The organism is Bradyrhizobium sp. Ses1 (genome assembly GCF_059512365.1).
In genome coordinates this window covers 1-20,176 of the sequence record NZ_JCAMOQ010000083.1, presented here as the reverse complement: position 1 = coordinate 20,176, position 20,176 = coordinate 1, and the positions used below count along the sequence as shown (strand labels likewise).

At 59.6% G+C, this 20,176-nt stretch carries 17 protein-coding genes and 1 pseudogene; 9 read left to right on the top strand and 9 right to left on the bottom strand.

The features are described from left to right. Positions 1-249 precede the first annotated feature (249 nt). The 5 genes and pseudogenes from AC5ZG5_RS43430 (at position 250) to AC5ZG5_RS43410 (ending at position 2,718) form a co-directional block, all read left to right on the top strand. Positions 250-501, top strand: a complete 252-nt coding sequence (locus tag AC5ZG5_RS43430; RefSeq protein ID WP_456646766.1) for a DNA -binding domain-containing protein — start codon at positions 250-252, stop codon at positions 499-501. A gap of 53 nt (positions 502-554) precedes the next feature. Beyond that, positions 555-752 carry a hypothetical protein gene (locus AC5ZG5_RS43425; protein WP_456646765.1) on the top strand — a complete coding sequence of 66 codons (198 nt, stop codon included), beginning with the start codon at positions 555-557 and terminating at the stop codon, positions 750-752. Between the two features lie 208 nt (positions 753-960). Next, positions 961-1,128 (top strand): hypothetical protein, encoded by a 168-nt coding sequence (locus AC5ZG5_RS43420; RefSeq protein ID WP_456646764.1) that lies wholly within the window; start codon positions 961-963, stop codon positions 1,126-1,128. A 137-nt stretch (positions 1,129-1,265) separates the two neighbouring features. Beyond that, positions 1,266-2,352 (top strand): annotated as a pseudogene (locus AC5ZG5_RS43415) (IS630 family transposase). Between the two features lie 45 nt (positions 2,353-2,397). After that, the gene (locus AC5ZG5_RS43410; RefSeq protein WP_456646763.1) at positions 2,398-2,718 is read left to right on the top strand and encodes an NAD(P)/FAD-dependent oxidoreductase; all 321 of its coding nucleotides are present in this window, start codon (positions 2,398-2,400) and stop codon (positions 2,716-2,718) included. 899 nt (positions 2,719-3,617) lie between these two features. On the opposite strand, the gene AC5ZG5_RS43405 is transcribed toward AC5ZG5_RS43410, so the two are convergent. From AC5ZG5_RS43405 to qatA, 6 genes are read right to left on the bottom strand one after another with little or no spacing between them, the layout of a single operon-like run. Beyond that, positions 3,618-4,484, bottom strand: a complete 867-nt coding sequence (locus AC5ZG5_RS43405; protein WP_456646762.1) for a HEPN domain-containing protein — start codon at positions 4,482-4,484, stop codon at positions 3,618-3,620. Further along, positions 4,481-5,254, bottom strand: a complete 774-nt coding sequence (qatD, locus tag AC5ZG5_RS43400) for a Qat anti-phage system TatD family nuclease QatD (RefSeq protein ID WP_456646761.1) — start codon at positions 5,252-5,254, stop codon at positions 4,481-4,483. Before qatD ends, AC5ZG5_RS43405 begins: the two co-directional genes overlap by 4 nt. After that, on the bottom strand, positions 5,251-5,772 hold the full coding sequence (locus AC5ZG5_RS43395) for a hypothetical protein (RefSeq protein ID WP_456646760.1): 522 nt from the start codon (positions 5,770-5,772) through the stop codon (positions 5,251-5,253). The genes qatD and AC5ZG5_RS43395 overlap by 4 nt, the downstream gene beginning before the upstream one ends. Beyond that, entirely contained in the window at positions 5,773-6,624 is an 852-nt protein-coding gene (gene qatC, locus AC5ZG5_RS43390) for a Qat anti-phage system QueC-like protein QatC (RefSeq protein WP_456646759.1), read from the bottom strand. It abuts the gene before it with no gap. Continuing rightward, positions 6,621-7,520 (bottom strand): Qat anti-phage system associated protein QatB, encoded by a 900-nt coding sequence (gene qatB, locus AC5ZG5_RS43385; protein ID WP_456646758.1) that lies wholly within the window; start codon positions 7,518-7,520, stop codon positions 6,621-6,623. The genes qatC and qatB overlap by 4 nt, the downstream gene beginning before the upstream one ends. Further along, positions 7,459-9,465 carry a Qat anti-phage system ATPase QatA gene (gene qatA / locus AC5ZG5_RS43380; protein WP_456646757.1) on the bottom strand — a complete coding sequence of 669 codons (2,007 nt, stop codon included), beginning with the start codon at positions 9,463-9,465 and terminating at the stop codon, positions 7,459-7,461. Before qatA ends, qatB begins: the two co-directional genes overlap by 62 nt. A 264-nt stretch (positions 9,466-9,729) precedes the next feature. Between qatA and AC5ZG5_RS43375 the strand changes: the two genes are divergently transcribed. Then, the gene (locus AC5ZG5_RS43375) at positions 9,730-10,398 is read left to right on the top strand and encodes an XRE family transcriptional regulator (protein ID WP_456646768.1); all 669 of its coding nucleotides are present in this window, start codon (positions 9,730-9,732) and stop codon (positions 10,396-10,398) included. 57 nt (positions 10,399-10,455) lie between these two features. Then, positions 10,456-11,010, top strand: a complete 555-nt coding sequence (locus tag AC5ZG5_RS43370) for an RES family NAD+ phosphorylase (RefSeq protein ID WP_456646756.1) — start codon at positions 10,456-10,458, stop codon at positions 11,008-11,010. Between the two features lie 113 nt (positions 11,011-11,123). On the opposite strand, the gene AC5ZG5_RS43365 is transcribed toward AC5ZG5_RS43370, so the two are convergent. Next, positions 11,124-12,878 carry a phospholipase D-like domain-containing protein gene (locus tag AC5ZG5_RS43365; protein WP_456646755.1) on the bottom strand — a complete coding sequence of 585 codons (1,755 nt, stop codon included), beginning with the start codon at positions 12,876-12,878 and terminating at the stop codon, positions 11,124-11,126. Then, positions 12,875-16,420 (bottom strand): AAA domain-containing protein, encoded by a 3,546-nt coding sequence (locus AC5ZG5_RS43360; protein ID WP_456646754.1) that lies wholly within the window; start codon positions 16,418-16,420, stop codon positions 12,875-12,877. Before AC5ZG5_RS43360 ends, AC5ZG5_RS43365 begins: the two co-directional genes overlap by 4 nt. A gap of 110 nt (positions 16,421-16,530) precedes the next feature. Between AC5ZG5_RS43360 and AC5ZG5_RS43355 the strand changes: the two genes are divergently transcribed. Together AC5ZG5_RS43355 and AC5ZG5_RS43350 are read left to right on the top strand one after the other, a co-directional pair. Continuing rightward, complete coding sequence (locus tag AC5ZG5_RS43355; protein ID WP_456646753.1) at positions 16,531-17,367, top strand: hypothetical protein; 837 nt, start codon at positions 16,531-16,533, stop codon at positions 17,365-17,367. A 91-nt stretch (positions 17,368-17,458) separates the two neighbouring features. Then, positions 17,459-18,256 (top strand): hypothetical protein, encoded by a 798-nt coding sequence (locus AC5ZG5_RS43350; protein WP_456646752.1) that lies wholly within the window; start codon positions 17,459-17,461, stop codon positions 18,254-18,256. 284 nt (positions 18,257-18,540) lie between these two features. Here AC5ZG5_RS43350 and AC5ZG5_RS43345 read toward each other — a convergent pair. Then, a partial coding sequence (locus tag AC5ZG5_RS43345; protein WP_496165529.1) for an E2 ligase fold family C protein occupies positions 18,541-20,176 on the bottom strand: 1,636 nt, incomplete at its 5' end.

Below are 20,176 nucleotides of genomic sequence, written 5' to 3'. Positions count from 1 at the left end.
TGCTGGTCCCTCCTGAACAGCTCCCCGTCTTGGAAATCCCAAACCAATCAGTCAAAACCTCTGTGTAGAGGTACTAGTCTCATTCATGGCGTATTGCTCTCCTTGAGAGAGGTTCTGGCAGGCTTCGACACCCGCCTCGATACGCCGCCTATCTCAGTCCGTCATCACCCAGTTTCCCGCATAGCTCGGAACACTATAAAAAGCCCACAATCTCCAGCGATCCTTGCCAGCTTGAGCCGGGAAACTGCTATGCCATTCGACGCCGCACCGAGCGATCCGACCCTGACCCCGTATGACCGCGAGCACGCCGTTACCTACATGCGTCTATTGGATGCGGATGCGGACGGTGCCGACTTGCGGGAAGTCGCGGAGGTCGTGCTGCAGATCGATTCCAAACGCGAGCCGGAGCGCGCCCGCCGCGCCTATGAGAGCCATCTCTCCCGCGCCAAGTGGATGAGCAGACACGGTCATCGGCAGCTCTTGCGGAGCGGCTGGACTTAACCTTCGATCAGGCCGCGTAGGACGGCTTCCGCGCGCATAGAGACGGCCATGTAATGCCGCGCGGCCTTGGTGGACTTGTGCCGATCCGGATCATTCTCGGCGATATCAGGATCTGCGAGAAGGCGCTGCAGTCGTGTTCGGCGCCAAGCCTGCATGCGACGCAGGCGCGGCAGAACCGCTTGCTTTACCGCATGGGTCTGTTGAAGCTTCCTCGGCGTCGTTATTCCTTGCGCCGTGAGTTGCGAGATTAGCGCAATTTCCGGTTGCGTCGAGGGATAGCGAAGGCAGCTGCGTGCATCCGGCGCTGGTGAAGGCGCGGCTGCTGCAGAGCTTCGAGAATACGACATCGCACATGCGCCGCTGCGCGCCGAAAGCGGTATAGAGGGGGCATCGCGCCTCCTGATCGGCCTGCGTCGCTCCGAAGTTGTGCTTGGAACACAGCCACGCGCGACGATCTCCTTGTCCGCGAAGATCGTCGACCAGGCAGGCCAGGTAAAGGTTGCAAGGCTCTTTGACAAAACCGAAGCGATTGGCCCGCTCGCACCGTCCGAGGCGGCAGCCGCGTTCAATCATACGTTCGGCGCGCTTGCACGCGAGCTCGTGATTTGGGTTGCGAGGCCGGACTGAACAAAGTTTGTCGTGAATCTCCGATCGCCTCGGCTATCGGGAAAATCCCTAAGTTGAAGCGCGCTGCTAGTGTTCTGTCCCGTTAGTTCGTAGCATAATAATTGCATGTGTTTCGGGTGTCCCCAAGGAGATACCCGATGCGCACCGGACGCCCGAAGGCCATGCTGACGATTTCCAGCGACGAGCGCACGCAGCTCACGGCCATAACACGGTCGCGGTCGCTCCCTGCGGCGCCGACGCTGCGAGCAAAGATCGTGCTTGCCTGCGAACGTGAGCCGAGCAACGCCCTCGTGGCGACGCGGCTTGGTATCGGTCCACATACGATCGGCAAATGGCGCAATCGCTTCATCGCAAATCGCATCGAGGGTCTCTACGACGAGATGCGTACCGGCAGGCCCCGCATGGTTGAGGATGAGGCTGTGGCCGAGCTGATCACCAAGACACTCGCTCGCAAGCCCAAAACCGCAACCCATTGGAGCGTGCGCGCCATCGCCCAACAGACGGGAATTGCCAAAAGCACGGTTCATCGCCTGTTCCAACTCTTCGGTCTGCAACCTCACCGTACCCGCAGTTTTAAACTCTCGACCGATCCCTTCTTTGTCGAGAAGTTGCGTGACGTCGTCGGGCTCTAATCCGCCTGACAAAGCTGTGGTGCTTTGCGTCGACGAGAAAGAGCCAAATTCAGGCCCTCGAACGAACCCAACCCATGCTTCCTATGGGGTTCGGCTACATCGAGGGTGTCACCCACGACTACCAGCGTCATGGCACGACCACCTTGTTCGCCGCCCTCAACGTGCTCGACGGCGAAATTATCGCTCAGTGCAAACCCCGCCATCGCCACCAGGAGTTCCTCACCTTCCTGCGTCACATCGAAAGGTAACGTGCCGGACCAACTGGACATCCATCTCGTCGTCGACAACTATGCCACCCACAAGCATCCCAAGGTCAGGGCCTCGCTCGCCCGCCGGCCGCGTTGGCACATTCACTTCACGCCAACCTACGCCTCCTGGCTCAACAGGGTCGAACGCTTCTTCGCGCTCATCACCCAACGCGCCATTCGGCGAGGATCGTTCGATTCCACCACCGACCTCATCACAAAAATCGACCGCTTTATCCGCACCCACAATGCAAATTCACGTCCCTTCGTTTGGACCGCTACCGCGGATTCCATCCTCCAGAAACTCGCGCGACTTTGTCAACGAATTTTCCGGGACAGAACACTAGCAGCACGTGGTCTTGAACGGCACTTGCTGCAAAGGGCACCGCTTGATGCGCGTTCGTTTTGAGAGACGGCCGATTCCGGCGGAGTGGCTCGAAACCGCCGCCGGCGAAAACTGGCTGGCCGCCGGCGACGCCGCGCTTGCGTTCGATCCGATCGCGGCGCAAGGCCTGTTCAATGCGCTGTATCTCGGCCTTGCCGCTGCCGAGGCGGCAGATCGCTGGTTCGACGGAGAAGATGTGGCGCTCTCGGAATACGCCGCCGAGGTCGGTCGCATTCGGGACACTGATGTCAATCATCGCGCGGCTTTCTATAGACAGGAAATCCGCTGGACCCATTGTCGCTTCTGGGCGAAACGGCACCGGCCTTAAAGCGATCGGAATTGTTTCTGCGTTCGCAGCAAAGAATGCGCCTCATGATTCCCACAGCAGGCCCCAACTCCCATAGGCAGAATAGCCCGTTGGGGTTTATTGCCTTGATCATGCGTGCGAGGGGAGGCCTCATGTGCTCATCTGCGTGCGGCGGTAAAGCAGACACGCGCGCGTTTTTCGGCAGCGACAAACGGAGGCCCACAGGCACGCTCGAGATATACAGTTCGAATTGCTTACTAGCGCGAACGACAAAAACTTGAGGGTTCGGTTTGGCCGCGCATATCACACTGCAAAATAACGGCAAATTGGCGCACCCGACACGATTCGAACGCGTGACCTTTGTCTTCGGAGGGCAACGGTCACGTTACGCAGCCAATCGCGGAATCGTGCTCTCGATCAATCGCACGAGTCGAGTGTTGCGGGCCCCCGCAACCACCGATTCTTGCGCAACTACCGAAGGCGATCCGGAAGGGGGGCCGTTCGCGTTTCGCAACAGTCGGGTGTTGCGCCTCCGCGATTTGAACCTGCTTCCCTCTTTCTTTGCCCGGAGCGGCCGGCGTCGCGCTGCAACTGACGGAAAGGCCAAGCTCGGCTTAGAGACTGAGTACGAAAGGTGCGGCTAGGTCTTAAAGGACCGCTTCATCTCGCAAGCTCACTTGTCATTTGGAAACAGCTGCCAAGCTATGGATGTTGCTAGAACGAAATTCTGCGCTTTTTCCAAACGCGCGTTGAAATCGTGAATAATCAAACTGATATTGATTCCGCCATTCGGAGTTCGGTCAATCCAATGGTTGCTACTGAAATCAAGAACCTGCGGGCGGGCTGGTCGTTCCATTGAGAAGCCAGACATTTGGAAAAGCGCCGCTCGGCCAACTAATGGGATCTTAGTTCACAGCGCATTACGGGAGACGGTGTCGTGTGCGAGCCGTATCAACTGCTTCCAAGATCTGCTCCCGCACACCAGGACTTCCCGGTGTTCCTCTCGGGACCTGAACATTGGCCAGAAACCAGCGCGCTATTTCGATGCCTTCCGCAGCGTAGACTGGGTCATCACTTGCCAGCGGATCGAGTATCCGACGGATGATAACTGGATTGCTGGATGCTGCTCCTTCCGGCATCGGCCGATGTGCGAAATCCCAAGGTGCGAAGGGTAGGTTGAGGTTGAGTGCCGCCTCACGCAACGGCGTATCTTCGCGCGTGCCGATCAGAATATCGAGTGGCATACCCTTTCGACCGTAGTAGTCGGGCTGGCGGGTGAGAATCTCGCGATGTGTGAAGGTCGGTAGATCAGGTTCGTCGCCCGTAAATACCCTGCCGTCGAGCTCGCAGACGAGCCGACGGATCGCGAATACCATGGCGTCGAGCATGTGGAGGTCCTGTGTGCTCGTGACATAGCCATAGATGGCGTAACGATTGTCGGCGTTCCCGTTGTCCAGAAGATGCGCCATGAATTCTTCGGCGGATCTTTCCCGCCAAAGGAAGATGTCGAGTTCGACCGGTTTTTCAAGTCGATCGGGCAAGAGCGCACCGGCAAAACCGTTTACATGCCGGTAGAGTCGAACGACATCGTGGCCATAGCCCCTCGTGTCATGCCCATTCACGAGCAGCGCCGCCTTTAGATACTTCTCGAGCGCATGCACTGCGAGCCAAAGGAAGTCGGTGTTCAATCGGTTGTTGGCACACCAGCGGGCGGTGACATAGTTCTCATCCGCGGTCCGCACAAACAGCTCGCGAGCGAGGTTATTCTTCGACGCCTGGACGCTCACGAACCCGCCTCGTTCAGAAGCGCGCGAAGGTTGTTGAGAATCGCGCTTTCCATCGCCTCGATGCTGACGCCTCGCAATAGGGCAAGTTTAGCTACGGTTTGGGCCACGTCGCGTGGTCGCATGGGACGTCCCTCCACCTCTACAAACGGACCGTCAGTTTCGGTAAGCAGGCGATCTGCAGGTAAACCGGCGACCAGCTGACGATGTTTCGGCGACCGGAGCATTTCGCCGTTCACGGAAAAATAGCAGCACAACGCGACCGCCCGACGCGCTTCTGCGGCCGTTCCGGTGAACCAGTGCAACACAACACGGCTCCGATCCGGCGGCAACTCGCGGTCGACATGGCCAAGTACCTTTCCGACCGCACGCACGCTATGCACTGTGAGCACCTTGCCTCCCTGATCGGCGCAGGCTCGCAGGATCCTTACGAAAACACGTTCTTGGGCCGGAAAGCTCCGGTAGAAGCGGGGTCCCGCATCCAAGCCGATCTCGCCGACGTAACGAGCGTCCCGGAGATAGTGCTCGAGGAGCGGCAGCTCGCTTTCGCGTTCGTCGATGAGCTGAGGATGGAGGCCAAGAGCCACGCGCACGTGGTCGGATCGTGCTGCCAGCTCGCGGTTGCGAAGCCATGCCTTGGGCGTCGTGGTAACCGCAAGCGTTGCCACACGCTCACGATCACATTCGGCGATCAGCGCCACGTGATCTTTGTAGAGGTCAAGATGGCAGTGGAAGTCCACCCAGCGGGCAGGCCGGTTCGGAGAAGTTGTCATTGTGGTCGCGCCCGTACGCCCTGCAGCAATCGGCCGACCTCTTGCAGCCCTGCGACATAGACGGCCTCATAGTCCTTCAGCCGATCCGGATGATCAACCAGTGGGCCCGGACGATGGATGTCGAACCGGGCCCGATCCGGCTTTTGCGCAAGACGTGATAGCATGAGCTGGAACGAGCGCACATGCTCTCCCTCGGCCTTTTTTGTGTCGAGCACTCGCGCGCGCAGGTCAGCGATCCGATAGAGCGTGTCGTCGATGCCCCAGGCTTCAAGGATCGCCGCGCGCCTGATCAGGCATGGGACGCAGCGGCCACAATGCTTGGGATCGCGCTGGCTCGGGTCCGGATCGTAGCGACGGCTGGCGGGCGAGGAACAGGACATCGTGTTCCTTGCCTCCTTACGGAGGAACGCGAGGTCTGCGCAGGCTTTCGCCATCTGGCCCTTGGTCTGGAAGGCGTAGGGATTCTGGAGGCGCACCCGGAGGCCGAGCCCCTTCAGTAGCTCACCAAACCGCGCCATCTAGAAGGGATGGGTCGTCCGGGTACTGAGCGCGCCGAGCCTTAAGGGATCGAGCGGCACGTTCAGAGAGATCAGGCCGTTCTCCGGCACGCATACGACCATGTCGCCGCCGACGGCGTCTGCGGCCAGTACCGCGAGCGCAAAAAACAGGAACGAGCGGCCGCGGAGCGTGTCCTCGGTCGAATCGGTCTCGACAATGTCGATCGGGAAACCGACTCGAGCCCGAATATGATGCACGGTCGTGCCGGCGAACCGTTTCTGGAGAACCTCGGCACAGTAGGCCTGATGCTTGCTGGTGATGCCATCCCAATAGTGGCTCACTAGCATTGGAATTTGTCCGGACGCGAGCAGATCGATGGCACCGATGAAGCTGTCGAGGCCTCCCGAAAAGAGGCTGACAATGGTCGGCGTCGCCGTGCGCAGCTTCGTGGGAGCCGATGCGAGCTCGCCTATTGCCGCGATCCTGGGGCGGAAGTAGACGCGCCAACGATCGCCAGTCAGGAAGTTCAGGGTTGTGCGGATCAGCGGTGCAAGGCTCGTCCAGAGATCAGGATTCCGGACCGGCACGTTGAGCTCAATCTCGCGTGTCCACGCGTCGCTCGCGTCGGCAGCCCGCGAGATGCGCGTGTCGGCGGCCGTAACGGCCGCCGCAAGCATGGCGAGATCAACGGCGGTTTCGCTGGGCCTGAGACCGAGCGCGTGGAGCTGGTCGAGTGCCTGGCCCAGGCCGAATCCCGGCCGATGGTCGCCGTCGACAAAGTTGATTTCTGTCGAAAACGTGTCGGTCCGCGTGGAAGTGACAGCAACGGTGTCTGCGGGCCCCAGTCGGCCGATGATCGTGTGATGCCTCATGCTGCGGCTTCCCCGGCTGCGGCGACGAGCTCGAAGCCAGTCTCGTAAATCTGGTCAACGACCAGCTGGACGTCCCGATCGGAGAGCCGGTCCAAATTGTCCAATTTGCCGGCGAGTTCACCGCGCGTCGCGCCGGTTACGAAATCATGGAGCTGGGTCTGCGCGTTCTCCACGGCGGTAACGTCGTCGGGAAGCGTGATCCCGCGAGACCCGAGGTCGGCCATAACCCGCCCCTCGATTGAGCGTGCAATAAAATCGAGGAAGAAGTCCTGCATCTGCTGGAGTGTCAGCGTGTCAAAGCTCCCGACACCGGCCTCAGCCATATCTCCGATCGACTCCAGCATGGCCTGACGTGCGATCGCCTCGTCAACGGCGCCGCCGGGCGGACAGATGAATTCCATCAGCGCGACGAAAACGTCAGCGGCAGGAGCCCCAGTTAGGGCGGCTAGATCTAGTTGGCGAAGCGCTTCCGTCGGGCCTACGGTCTGGAAGTCCCGGACGATGCCGAGAAGGCCTCCGGCGGTTGTACGCGACGCCCCCATTCGCCGGGCGGCACGGCGGGCATTGCCGGTCCCCTTGCGGACGTAGTCGGAGAGCGCGCTGCCGAGCGAGCCGCGACTGCCGGTGCGGGCAAAGCGCGTAAAATTGCTGCGTGCCCCACCGAAATCGCCGGCGCCCCTGTCCGGCCGCAGCGGCGAACCGCCGGGAGGGGAGGCGGGCGTCGTCGGGATCGCAGGTGAATGGGGTTGTGAAGGCGGAGCCGCAGGACCTCCCGGGGTACCGGGAAGGGCCGGCTGGATCGAGGGAGGTCGCGGCCGGGCCGGGGGCAGGGGATCATCCACAAATGACGGGACTAAGCCGTTGGCCGGGCCGCCGTAGCCCTTGGATGTCCCCATCTATTTCGCCTTTGGGAATTTCAGGATGCCCTGCGCGGCTTTTTTGCAGGGGCGCGTTCTCAGCTTGGTCTGCCCAGCTTTGCAGGACGGACCGGTACTCGGCTGCGATGCCGGTGTCGGCGAAGCAACTGCCCCAGCTCGAAGCAGCCCACGCACCAGCCTTCGCAGCGGGCAGCTCGCGGACGAACTCCAGCAGGCGGCGCTGTAGCGCTGGATGGGCTTCCACGAGGCGGACGAGGCCGTCGACACCTTTCGGCTTCCCCTTGAATTCGTCCTCCTGGAGAATGCGTGCCCGGATCGCCTCGAAGACTTCCTCCGGTTCGGGCCCGGTAAGCTTCGCGATCTCGGCCGCTGCGCCTCGTACCATGAGCTGCGGACCCATCAGCTTCTCCACCAGCCCCTCGAGGTGGCTGGCGGCTGCAAGCCCTCCCAGGGAGCTGCGCTTGTCCCGCGTGACGAACACGTAGGGGCGAAGGTCGATGCCCGCGAGCGGTGGGTCGATCGCGGCCCAGCCCTTCGCCCATTCGTTCTTTTCCCATTCGGTTGCTTCCTGCGGAAGCGGCGGTAGCTCGGTCGCCACCTTGCGCGCGCCCTTGCCCGATGGCTTGCCGTCTTCCTCAGGCCTTCGCATGAACTGCTCAAAGGCGCGGACAGCCTCCGGGGAGCCATCGGGATGGTTGGCAGCAAGTCTCGCGATCTGCTCGTAGAAGTCCGGATAGAACCGTTCCGCCAGCATGATCTTGGCGAGAACCGGCCGCTGGATCTCGGCACCGAAGCCGCGCTCCTGGGCGATGCCGTGACGCAGCATCATCGAGTTGAGGAAGCGCTTGATCTGGCGTGGGTTGCCCCTTGTGCCTTCGCTCAGGATCTTGGTGACGTGCGCGCTGATGACCAGTGCCTGGTCGACCTCCGGCGGCACCGGCCCTTGCATGGCCGCTTCGACCGTGCGGCGATCCAGGCCCCGGCTCTTCCACGGTCGTTTCATATCCTCGCGAGCCGCGGCGAGCAGCCTCAGGAAACGCGGGTCCGTCGAGCCGAGCGCGTTCTCGGCAAGCAGCAGCGTGACATAGACCCGTGTCTCGGCCGCGCCAAGCGCGGGGATCCGAAATGGGACCTGGATCAGCTTCTCGAGGTAATTCCGTGCATAGCTGATCGGGCCCGAGCTCGGCGGCAGGTCCGGGAAGTGCTCCCGCACCGCGTATTCGATCATGAGCTCGTCGGCCCCGATCACGAAGGCCGTGCGCTCGACAAAAAGGAACAGCCGGATCGCCTCCAGTGTCGCGATTGCCGTTTTCGGCAGGCAACGATCGAGGTCGTCCACGATGACGACAAGCTGGTCGATATCGGCGGCATCGAGCAACTCATTGAATTCTTCGCGGAACGCATGGATGTGCTCTGGCAGATTGTCGCTCTCCTCGGGGACGTCCTTGATGAACTCGCCGGCCTTGCTCGCGACGCTCTTCAGGTCCTCGATCGAGATATGCTCCTGCGGCTTGGCCAGGAACGAGGTGGCGAGGTCATAGAGGCCCTTGACCTGGTCGAACGTCGGGATCCCGGTCGCCGCGGTGAAGGCGAAGCCGCCGGCCTGGCGCGCCAGTTTCAGCCAGTCGACGCGCTTGAGCACTTTCTTGGCGGCATCGGCGACCTTCGTCGAGGCAGGACGGGCGCGGCGGAGCTCGTCGACGATGGTTTCGATGACGACGGTCTTCGCATCCTCGAAGCCCTCGAACGTCCAGCCGTTGAACCACAGGCAGAGCACCCGGCCGTCCTCGGCGAAGGCGCCGTTCAGCATCTTGAGAACGCTTGATTTGCCAGCACCCCAGTCGCCGTGCACGCCGATCGTCACTGGGGCGTCTGGCGTCTTCCGGATGAGACTGACGACAGTCTTGGCGATCGCCTCGTAATAGAGCAGATCGGTTGCCGTCTCCTGGTCATTCAAGAACACATCAAGTCTCCGGTTCGAGGTGGCTGGCTCCTGCGCGCAGATCGCACGGCTTTACACCAGTCCGCCGCAATAAGAACAAAATATGAACATATTAAACTAGCTTTACGGACTTGACGAACTTAACGGAATTTCCCACCTTGTCTAGGGAAAGCTGCCCGCGTTTCAGGACAGGAGCTGCCCATCATGGCAAAGGCGAAGAAATCAGCACAAGGAAAGACCGCGACACGGGTGCGCAAGCCCAAGGCGCTGCTGACCATGTCCTTTATGACAGACCTGAAGGGACTGCTATCCAGGCCTGTCCGGGACATCAAGGTCAATGCATCCAGCGGTGCCGCCAAGGCGATGGCCATGAAACCGAAATACGTCCGCCTGCTGATCGAGCGTTACGGCGAGGCCCTCGAAAAGAGCACCAAAGAGGGACATTCCTTCAGCTTCCGCGTCAACGTCGATCCAACCGGCAACGCTGTCGCCGCGCCCGTTGAGCAGGTAACCTCCAAAGAAAATGTCGACATAGATGAGGAAAGCAACCGCGAGCTTAATCAGGCATTGGCTGCCGCGCGGGACCGAGGTCGGATCAGGGCTGCGGAGATCCTGTCCGGCAAAGACATGCGAAGCGCCGACGAGCTTGCCGAGTTGCTGCACACAACGCGTGTAACGATCAACACCAAACGACAAAACGGACAACTTCTCGGGTTGGACGGAGCCAAGCGTGGCTTCCGCTTTCCGGTCTGGCAACTCGATCGCAATGGAAGACCCTATCCCGAGCTGCTGGCGTTACGGGAACGGCTTGGCGGTCCCTGGGCCATCTTCCGTTTTCTCGTACAGCCCCACGATGAACTTGACGGCCTGACGGGTCGCGAAGCGCTGGAGCAGGGGCAGGGAGAAGCCCTGCTCGCGGCGGCAGAGAGCGTCGGACGCGGAGATTTTCGCTAGGTGGCTGCCAAGGACCCACCGGCGACCTCGACGACGTCGCGACTCGAACTCCACACCGTGGCTGCGGGCGCGAGGTTTGGACGAATCTATCTTGGGCGTTATCCAGACCCACTCGGATACGGAAAATCACCCAGCCGATTCAGCGATCCGCGACGCCGCGTCGAGGCCAATCGTTTCGGTGTATTGTACCTTGGCGATACGTTGAAAGTTTGCTTCCTTGAGGCCGTATTGCGCGACAGACGCGATGGTGCCGACGGATCGCTCCTCTTGGGTGAGCATGAACTCCATGAGCGGAACTATGCGGAGATCGAGGTCGCGTCGGCCTTGACCATGGTCGACCTGCGGAACGATCGCGCCATCCGCATGGGAGTTCCGACCGATGTCGCCCGTGCCTCGGCGCAGACGCTAGCGCGAAAATGGTCCCTCGCCTGGCACGAGCACCCCGAGCAGCCCGACGGGATCATCTATCCCTCTCGGTTGAACGGTCAAACCAATCTTGCAGTTTATCACCGAGCAGTGCCAAAGCTGCGGGCCGTTGGCGTTCGACCACTCATCCGCGCGTCCGGCCTGGCCGCGGTTCTCAATGAATTGCTGGTGGAATTGGCGCCTTGACCTGGGCACAGCGGTCAGATTCACGGAGTTCTAGGCCCCTCGCGTTTCCAACCAAGGTTTCACTGCGAGTCGACCCAGCCAATCTCTGCAATGATCGGATGCTGCAGCTCTCGTCACAGCTGCGGCCATTCAAGCGAGAGCCTATGTGCAAGGGAACGAGCTAACCCTGTTCGGTGAATGTGAACACCGATTTCGGCCAACGGTGAATCGGGCGGCGACGTCCAGGAACACCAATTGATGCTCGTGATGACGACATCGTCATCACCCCAGAGCAAGAATTTGGCATGGAATCCTTCGGAGATCCGTAACAATCGAACGCCCCGTTCTCGCAGGTCGGGCGTGAGGCCGGCCGCGCCAATCCCGGTCACTTGACCTGTTGTGCTGCCATACACAACAACTGGCTCGGTCCGGGCGGTGGCTGCGGCAACCTCGGCAGGGATGATTGCGCCGGGAAAGGCAGAGTTTCCAAACTTGTCGCTCGCTATCAGGAAACGATTTGGCTCACTTCCACTAGCCTCTCTTAGAATTGCGTCGTGCGACGAACCAAGAATGTATCTCGCGAGGTGAGGGCCGCCAATCGCCGGGCGACGCGCAATGGTGGAGGCTCGCGTGTGCAACTCGACGGTAGTCTCAGCGCGAAACCCAGGACGCGAGACCAGAGCTGCAAGGCTCTCCAGCGCCTGGGAAACCAAGGCCGGTTCACGAAAAACAACAGACATCTCGAATCTGTTGAAATTTGTGTACAGCCAGTTGCACGATCCAACCACTGCCAAAAAATTTTCCTGGCCATCGTCGGCTACGAGCAGCTTGGCGTGCGAGCCCGTAGACCGGAGATGAATGCGGACACGGTCACGCAACAGGTCGTCAGCGGCTATCTGCTGCGCCAACGCCGTCGCATGTCGCATCGTCTTCTCTCCCGGATCGTCGGGAATCCCGGAGCCCCAATAAATATCTACCTTCGCGCCCTTGCGTACGGCCTCCTTAAACTCGCGAGACCACGCGTTGAACCGCTCGGTACGAAGAAAAGTTGAGTGAATAATAATACGCCGCGTAGCCTGACCTATGATCCTTTTCCAAACCGCTTGATGTTCATCGCCACCGAAAACGATGTCATCGTCCTCGATCCTGACCGGTGTGGCAGGAACTAAGCCATGTCCTTCGTCCTCATGATGAATCATGGAGTCGACGATGATCGGTCGAGCTTTTTGAGAAGTTTTGGCAACGCGTGCAATCTCGGCCACAAGCGCAGGCGGGGCCGTCTCAGGAAGACCACGCATGTCGTCGCCATCAACGATGACCATCATAAATTCGTTTTGCCGCTCGAAGAACGTGTCTCCATCAAAGAACAACAGGTTCTCATCTTCGCGTAGAACTTTCTGAATGCGCGAAAAATTTTCACGTGAAGTCGTTCTCGGAAGTGCGCCTCTCACGCGAATGTCGCGTACGTCGATGCCGTTTTCGCGCAACTTTTGTATCATGATGTCGGATTTCGTCTGGACGTCACGGCGTCTGTAGACGGTTCCCGAGATGGTGTCGTAAACGAATGCCACGTTCCGTGTTGCCCGCTGTTTTGCCGTCGGAATTTCAGAGCCGCTTGCAACGACTGCTCTTCCGTAGCTCGTGGTGCGGAACGCCGGAAGGCCCTCTAATATCGTGGACTCGACCAGACGAAAACGCATCATGCGCAGTATCATGACCAGGACGACGCGGCGTGGCAGGCCAAGATCGTCTGCGAGCTTGCTCGCGGATTGATCTTCACGCGATAGAGCCCAAAGGACAAGTTCGTCGAGTGCGCTCCACCCGCGCCCCTTTTCGATCACCGCGCGAGCCGAGGCCCGTCTGATCGGAACGGCTACGAGCACACTCATCGCCCCGTGCCCTTTATTTGGCTTGGTTTAATGATCGTGGCGGCTGGTTCTCCACGCGCACCTCGCGTCTTGGTGAGCAATTCAAGCGTGTTCAGGAAACGGACTACGAAAGACAACTCGTCTTTCGGATCGTCGGTTGCGTGCCGCGTAGCCTCTCTGAGAAATTCAAGAGACCCGACGATGACGAGTTGTTGCCGCGCCCGACTGAGCAGGACGTTCATACGTCGCGGATCACGCAAAAACCCGAGGGCAGGGATCCCCGTTCGGGGGTTATTCCTGACAAGCGAAACAATGACGAGATCCGCTTCGCTCCCCTGCGACGAGTCGACCGTTCCCCAAAACCTGTCGTCGCTATTGAAGCTGTCAAACCCTAAGAGACCGTTCCCTTTTGCCTTCAATACGTCGAGCTCATTCGTGAGGCGACCGACCTGGGCTCGGTACGGCGCCAAGACGGCCAGAGAGGGTTTCATCCCGTCTTCTTGGTCTATGGGCCGCAAGTTCTGTAGCATTGCTCCAATCGTCCTCGCTTCCGCTCGATTATTCCAGCGGGGTCGGTCAGATTCGACAGGTTGAGCCCTGCCGGTTCGGCTGACATGCGGCATGTCGACAACTACGATTGGAGAAGACGGAAAGTCGGGGCCGAACGAAAATGGAAGCGATTTAGCGGCAGCAGCGATCCGCTCTTCACTTGTCGTCAAGCGATGGTCGTAGAAGCAGGCAGACACAAGTCGCGCAATATCGGGATCCATTCGATGCTGGACGAGTAACTCACTCGATGCCGCTTTCCGCGTACCTCCCACGATCGCTCTGCGAGACTCGTCCTCCAGTACGAGAGCTCGGAAGGGCTCGAATACCCGGACTGCCATGGCGCGGATGCGATCGAGCCGCGTATCATCCGCGGCCACCGCAGTGAGTTCTTCCAAGCCTGTGTCGTAGAATGCCGACCCGATAATCCGATCAGCGCCATTTAGAAGAGATCGAACGACTGAGCCGTCGGTCAGAATGGCATTTATTCGCTCGCTATCGAACGGTGGCAGCTGCTTGTGATCGCCAATGAAGAGCCGGCGACCGGACAGCGACAGCGGAGCGAGTAAGTCCGGACCCGCCGCCTTTGCGGCTTCCTCTATGATCGCCCAGTCAAACTGCGAGCCTTCATCGACCATTCTTTCTACGTCCGCCGACGTGGAAGTCGAAAAGACCAGGTTTGCCGAGTCGAGCACAAGGGCTGTGTGGGCCCGCATCCCTTCATTCTCGCGTTGCTCCGTAAAAGCAGCGTCGGGCCTTGCTGCTTTTTTGAAGGCGTCCAGGAGCTCTCGTAGGCCTGACTGAAGAGCGGCCGGTGATTTTGTTGCCAGCGTCGATTCCGATGCTTTCTCAAGATATTCGATCGCTCTGAGTCTGATGTCGGCGTCAGTAGAAATGCTTCCCTCTGGGCCCGGTGATCTCACGACAATCGCATCCGTACCGAATTTCGTGAGTACTCGCTTGGTGGCGCGAAGCACATGATCAAGGGCTTGATGGCTTTGAGAGCTGACGAGAATGCTTGCGGCCGGCTCATTTGCGAGCTTCCGTCGCAGAATCTCACTTACAAGCCTGGTCTTTCCGACGCCCGGCGGACCGACAACCAAATGAGTTGGAGACGTGGACCACAGTGCCTCAAGTGCATCACGCTTGGCTGGGTCGAGTTCTAAAAAGTGATTATCTTTTTCGAGAAGTTCACCCGACGGTTTTAGATTCCGCCGGGGATCGACGAACATGGTCACCAAGTCGCGCTGTTCGCCTATCACGCGGGAGATCCGTAAGCGCCTTTTGATCAAGCTCTCCGTCCCGTGATCTCCCTTCTTGCGGAGAAACAACGAGTCCTCGCGCCGCGGCAGGTCGAACGCTGAAAATTCATATATGCGTTCTCCCGCATCCCCTCTTATCGTCGTTTCAAAGCGTGCCGGCACGTCACCTGATCCCGTTCCTCCAAGACCCCCGGAAGTGCTGATCCGCCAATCCACGTCTACACCTTGATCGTCCTTGTCGAAGAGCTTTTCCATGAGATCGGCCGCTGCTCGACCTCCGATGCTTGCTGAAATTTCGTCGCGCTCCGTAGCGCGGGGGACCAGTTGAATGATGATCTTTCCGGATTCTCGGCGTGTGCCAACAATCTCGATTGGCAGTATTTCCAGCGCCCTCAGTATCGCTTCAACCGATTGAACGAGCAGAAACGCGTGGCGGAGTGTTCGTGTCTCCGGATCTTCTTCAGTCTGAGCTTCCCTGACTAGCGGGAGGGTCCACTCCAAAGCATCGCTACTTGCCTTGGAGAGAGCCTTTACGACCGCCTCCTTGTTCGGGAGGACTTCAATGGTGTGCCTCACCGGAAAGACCTCGCATTCTCGAAGCGCAAAGCCTTCGTCGCGAGGTTTTATTGCCGTCACTACGCCGACCTGCCAGGTCTCGGCCCCGAGTTCTGTAAACCGCTGGACCCGGTAAGAAGAGGTGTCCGTCAGAACGAAGAGATGATCCGGGTCGTCGTCGCCGGACGCAGTCGCGATCCGTGCACCGGTTGCAAGATCGCTTTCTACGAACAATCTTTGCGAAGGTACGTCAGCTGAGTCGACGGTCTGCTCGCTGAGGTCATAAATTGCCTCCGACATCTTCTGATTAGGTCGAAACAGAAGAAGGAATTTCCCCGATCGCGAGTTGCCATGTCCTGATAGCTCACGCGCTAGCGCACCGACGGCTTTGATGACAGTGGACGCTTCGACGACCTCGTCGCGGTCCGGGTCAATCATCATCCGAAGGAAATCGATCTCTCCTTCTGTTAATTCGATGGTTGTGCCTGCCGCATAAGGATCCTCTTCCCGCACTTTAGCGGGATCGACTCCGACGAGACTCGCGAACAGAGACCCTAAGGCCTTCCAGTCGTGTGCATAGGAATATATTAGGCTTTCGATCCGGCCTCTTGCCGCTTGAAGGGTTCGAGGCGCGGCAGCGCCGTCGCCGAGAACGAGGCTCCACTCGAAGCCCCCTAGTCGAAAATCCGGCTCAGACATCGCCTCGGTAAAAACAGCGTACTCATCAATTCTGCCGTGGAGAAGGCCTCTTGAATGCAGGATGCTGAGCGCTCGCGAGAGCCTCGCCAGGTTTCGCCAGAGAACGGTTCGATTTGCAGGTATATCAAGCGCTCTCATCCAGGATCGGCGCGGCGCTGTGCGGAGCTTTCCGGCCAACGGCATCGGCCCAGGCTCGTGCACGATACAAAAGGTGTCCGATGTCTCGATCATCGCGACGACGCCGGCGAAGAGGTCCTCCGCGCCGGGGTAGCTCATGATCCGATCCACCTGCAGGCGCTCGTGACGCCAAATTTCGCGCAGCTCGTTGTCGGCTTCTGTCCCGGTTTTCGGCCAGTACTTCAGAAGTCGATCCTGGCGGCCGTCCCGTTCAGTTCCCTCGATCAGGGCGGGGCGGAGGCTCTTGCTTTGTGGTCCTTTAAGGTAATCTTCGGGGAGGTCGAACAGATCCTCCAACGATGGTAGGTGTGATTTTCGGGCCATACGCAATCTTAGATGGTGGCCCGATTCGGTGAAAGCGGACAGCCGGGTTGCACGCGTAGACACGAGAGTTCTTTGCGCGGGGAGCTAGCAGGAGCGAATTGAGGTCTGGATTGACTCTTCGCTGGATTGACTCTTCGCAAATGCGCGCGTGCTATTTCGACCAGCGAATCATCGATCTGGCACTGAAGGCGGGGATTCTGCGCATGAGATTCCGCAATCTGGAGAAATACCAGCGGGCCAAGATTGGCGGCACCATGGAACTAGGCATCCCCTTACCGCAAACGCCTGATGGCAGGGTGTATCGATACTCGCCTAATGAAAACGCGCATCCGCGACATTTCGTCATGGGCGATCGGGTTGAGGGTTTCGCGTTACCAGAGGCCATGACGCCGCGCATGTCGCATCAACCGGGCATTCTGGAAACGGTTTGCCCCTATAGCGGCGTCGTCGCACTCGATAATGACTTCACGCATCCTGACGACCTGGCTGCCGCGAAGAAGATCGTTGAGCACGCGGCGCACGCAGACATGCAGGAAGCGATCCACGGGATGTTTGAAGATCTCGGGCGGAAGTTTTCAGGAAGCAAGTTCATCAAAGTTAAGACCGGGGCCCGGCCTGCACCGGTTCCACGGTTCGCGCGCAGTGACTTGTTGCGAGAGCTGGTCTGCGACGAGTGCGGGCGTGATTACGGCGTCTTCGCCATTTCGTTGTTCTGTCCCGACTGTGGCGCCCCGAACATCCATCTTCATTTCGCCCGCGAGGTGGCGCTGGTGCGGGATCAGGTCGAGCTCGCGGATGGTCTCGGGGCGGACCAAAGCGAGCTCGCCTATCGGCTCATGGGGAATGCGCACGAGGACGTGCTGACCGCCTTCGAAGCCACCTCAAGACGGTTTCTACAAAGTGGCAACGCGCCCGGCGGGCTCGCCGGAAGTAAAGGCGGTCGGTAACGCGTTTCAGAATATCGGGCGCGGCCAGCAGCGTTTCGCGGAATTCGGCTTCGATCCCTATGCCGCGCTTCCGCCGGTAGCGCTTGCGGTTTTGACGCTGAACATCCAGAAGCGTCACGTCATCGGGCATAATCTCGGGGTCGCAGATGCTGCCTTCGCCCAGCACGCCGCTGATGCGCGCCTTGGCGAGACCGTGCCGCTTGTAGGCGACGACATCCTGCAATTCGCGGAGATCGGCCAGATGGTCGTAAATGGCATGGACGCGTGGCTGGCGAACGGTTCGCCGCCGCCCGTCGAAAATTCGATGACCAAGCCGATAATGGCAGCGCCTGCGAGGGACCCTGCTGCCCTGACGATTGGTGAGTTGGGACCGCTGGCGGTCAAAATTGGGCTGTGGATCGCAAAGGAGTCGCATGGCTATAGCGACTTCATACCCGAGGACCAGTTGATTGCCGCGTTCCCGGATGCGTCGATTGATGAACTGGGTTTCGCCGTCGCCGAGCTGTCAACGGATGATTTCATCAACACGACCTCGTTCGTTGCCAAGCGGTTGCCGCGCATGACGAGCAATGCCAACCTCTACATTACGTTCGACCCCCATGCCGTGAAGACGGATCCCTCTGTCGATGTCGTCACTCTTGTCGATATGGCCTTGGCGAAGAAGGAAACTATCGGTGTTAAGGAACTGCATGAGGAGACGGGCTGGCCGCTCCGGCGCTTTAATCCGGCTTTTGCGTATCTCATTTCGCAAATCGATGAGCGCCGCGTCCTGAAAGGTGGGACGAACGAATATCCGGCCCGCGCATCTATCTCACGGATCAGGACCGAGTCGAGCTGCATCGTTTCGCTTTGCGACTGCGCCGTTAGGCGTGCGGCCGGCCCACGGTAAGCCGAAACGGCCAGATCGCGCTTTCGAGCGTTTCCCCCGCGGCGCGCGTAAAGCTATATTGGCCTAACCTACCGACCTTTGAGCGTTACTATGAGCAACCCGAATTCCATCAAAGTACTTCAAGATCTCCTACTGCAGGTACAGGGCGGCGACCTGTCCAGCGTCCGGTCCGCCTTGCTCGAAAGATAGTCGGCGTGGATCAATCGAGCGTCCATCGCGCCTTGAAGCGGAGGCCGCCACGGCTCACTCCCACCTTGGCTAAGCCATCGCAGCACTGCGACCAGTTATCGTCGCCGGCTGTTCTGACCACCCGTCCTGCCAATGGCGTATTTTCGCCTGTATGCGTCGAGAAAATCCTGATCGGAACAGATGCACCTGCCCGAGGTGTCGCGAGCACGCGGATCGGCTAATACAGGAGCCAGAGGCCGCAGTAGATTCACTCGCGTACTGGTCGATTGCGGTATCGGCAAGCGTGCGGCGTGCTTCACCAAATCTGCGGCAAGCACCACTCCGGCGAGCGCGGATTGAAACGCCATCGGAACGACAGCCGTCCCGGCATTGCCGGTGCCCGTTAGGCCAATCATCATCCCACCGCAGATCGCTTTCTGATAGAAATTGATCAGCTGCTGACCGACGAACGGCTGCAATTCGGTGAAGGGGACGGAGAATGCGGTCGCGACACGCTGCACGAAATTCTCAGATACACCTTCACCTTTCTGCAGAAGCTCGCGGACTTCCTGCTTCGCTTCCGGCATCTTCAACTCTTCCGCCGCCCGCTCGTCTTCGCTCTTGACGGTTCCGGATGGCAGATAAAGGCAGGCAAGACAGGCCTTGCCGTCATCGAAGCCGTGTCGCGAGATCCCGAGATCTAACTCCTGGGTCCAGGCGTTCACGATCCAACGCGGCAAGGACGCCTGAAGGCTGACGCGGTCTGCGGCATTGTCGAGTGCCACTGCGACGCGCTCGAAGGTTCGATTCCGACGCCCAGCGACGAAATCGCTCCATTTCAGGGGATGCGCTGTGATGCGTAGACCCTCTCGTTTCAGCAATCGGCGCGACAGTTTGGATTTCGGCGTGCCGACATCCTTCTGCAAGGCCATGACGTAGCGCTGCAGGTTCGACAGGTCGATGATGTCGTGATCTACGGTGTGCAGCGTTCCGATAAGACCAGGCAGACGGCCAAGCGCCCACATGGCGCCGTGTCCGATAGCGCCGAGGCCGGCCAGGTATGCATCTCCCAGATCGATACGATCGGGCAGCTGCGGAGCCGATCCGGTGCCGTGCCGGTAGTCGAACAGGGAGACATCGATGCTATCATCTAGATCGCCGCACACCAGCTGGGGCGCAAACACGAACCGAAACACGTTGGCGCAGGCGAAACAGGCGGCCGCCCCTGCGCCAAACGGGTTCGCGGTCGGCCCTGATCCGATCGGAGCGTCGCGGGTGAGGCGCGCACGCCAGCCGTCCGATCCGACGAATATCTTGGTCATGTCGCCGGTCAGGTCCGTCTTGCCGACGATGATCGCCACCGTCGAATGCGCAATGTCGGTGGACAGGTCTATGCCATCGTTGATTGCGGTGGCCAGCGTCGCCAGTTCCTTTCCGGAAGCTTCCGCCTTGCTTCCGACCCCGGCGATGGCGATCGCCGGATAGAGGCGCGCCATGATCCTGACGCACAAGTCCAACGTCGCACGACCTTCGGGCGACGTCGCCGCCTGCTCGTCGAAATACAGGCCGACCGTGTGCGCTGACAGGGTAGCCTTGTAGGAATCGACGTTGAAGTTCGCAAGTACGTTCGACGCAGCGGTGACCGTTCGGTCGAAGAAATTGGCGAAAGCCATGCCTAGTACCCACTTTTCTTGGATCGTGAGTCGTGATTCAAGATATGGATGATACCCGAAGCAAGAGAAGTCCACCTTT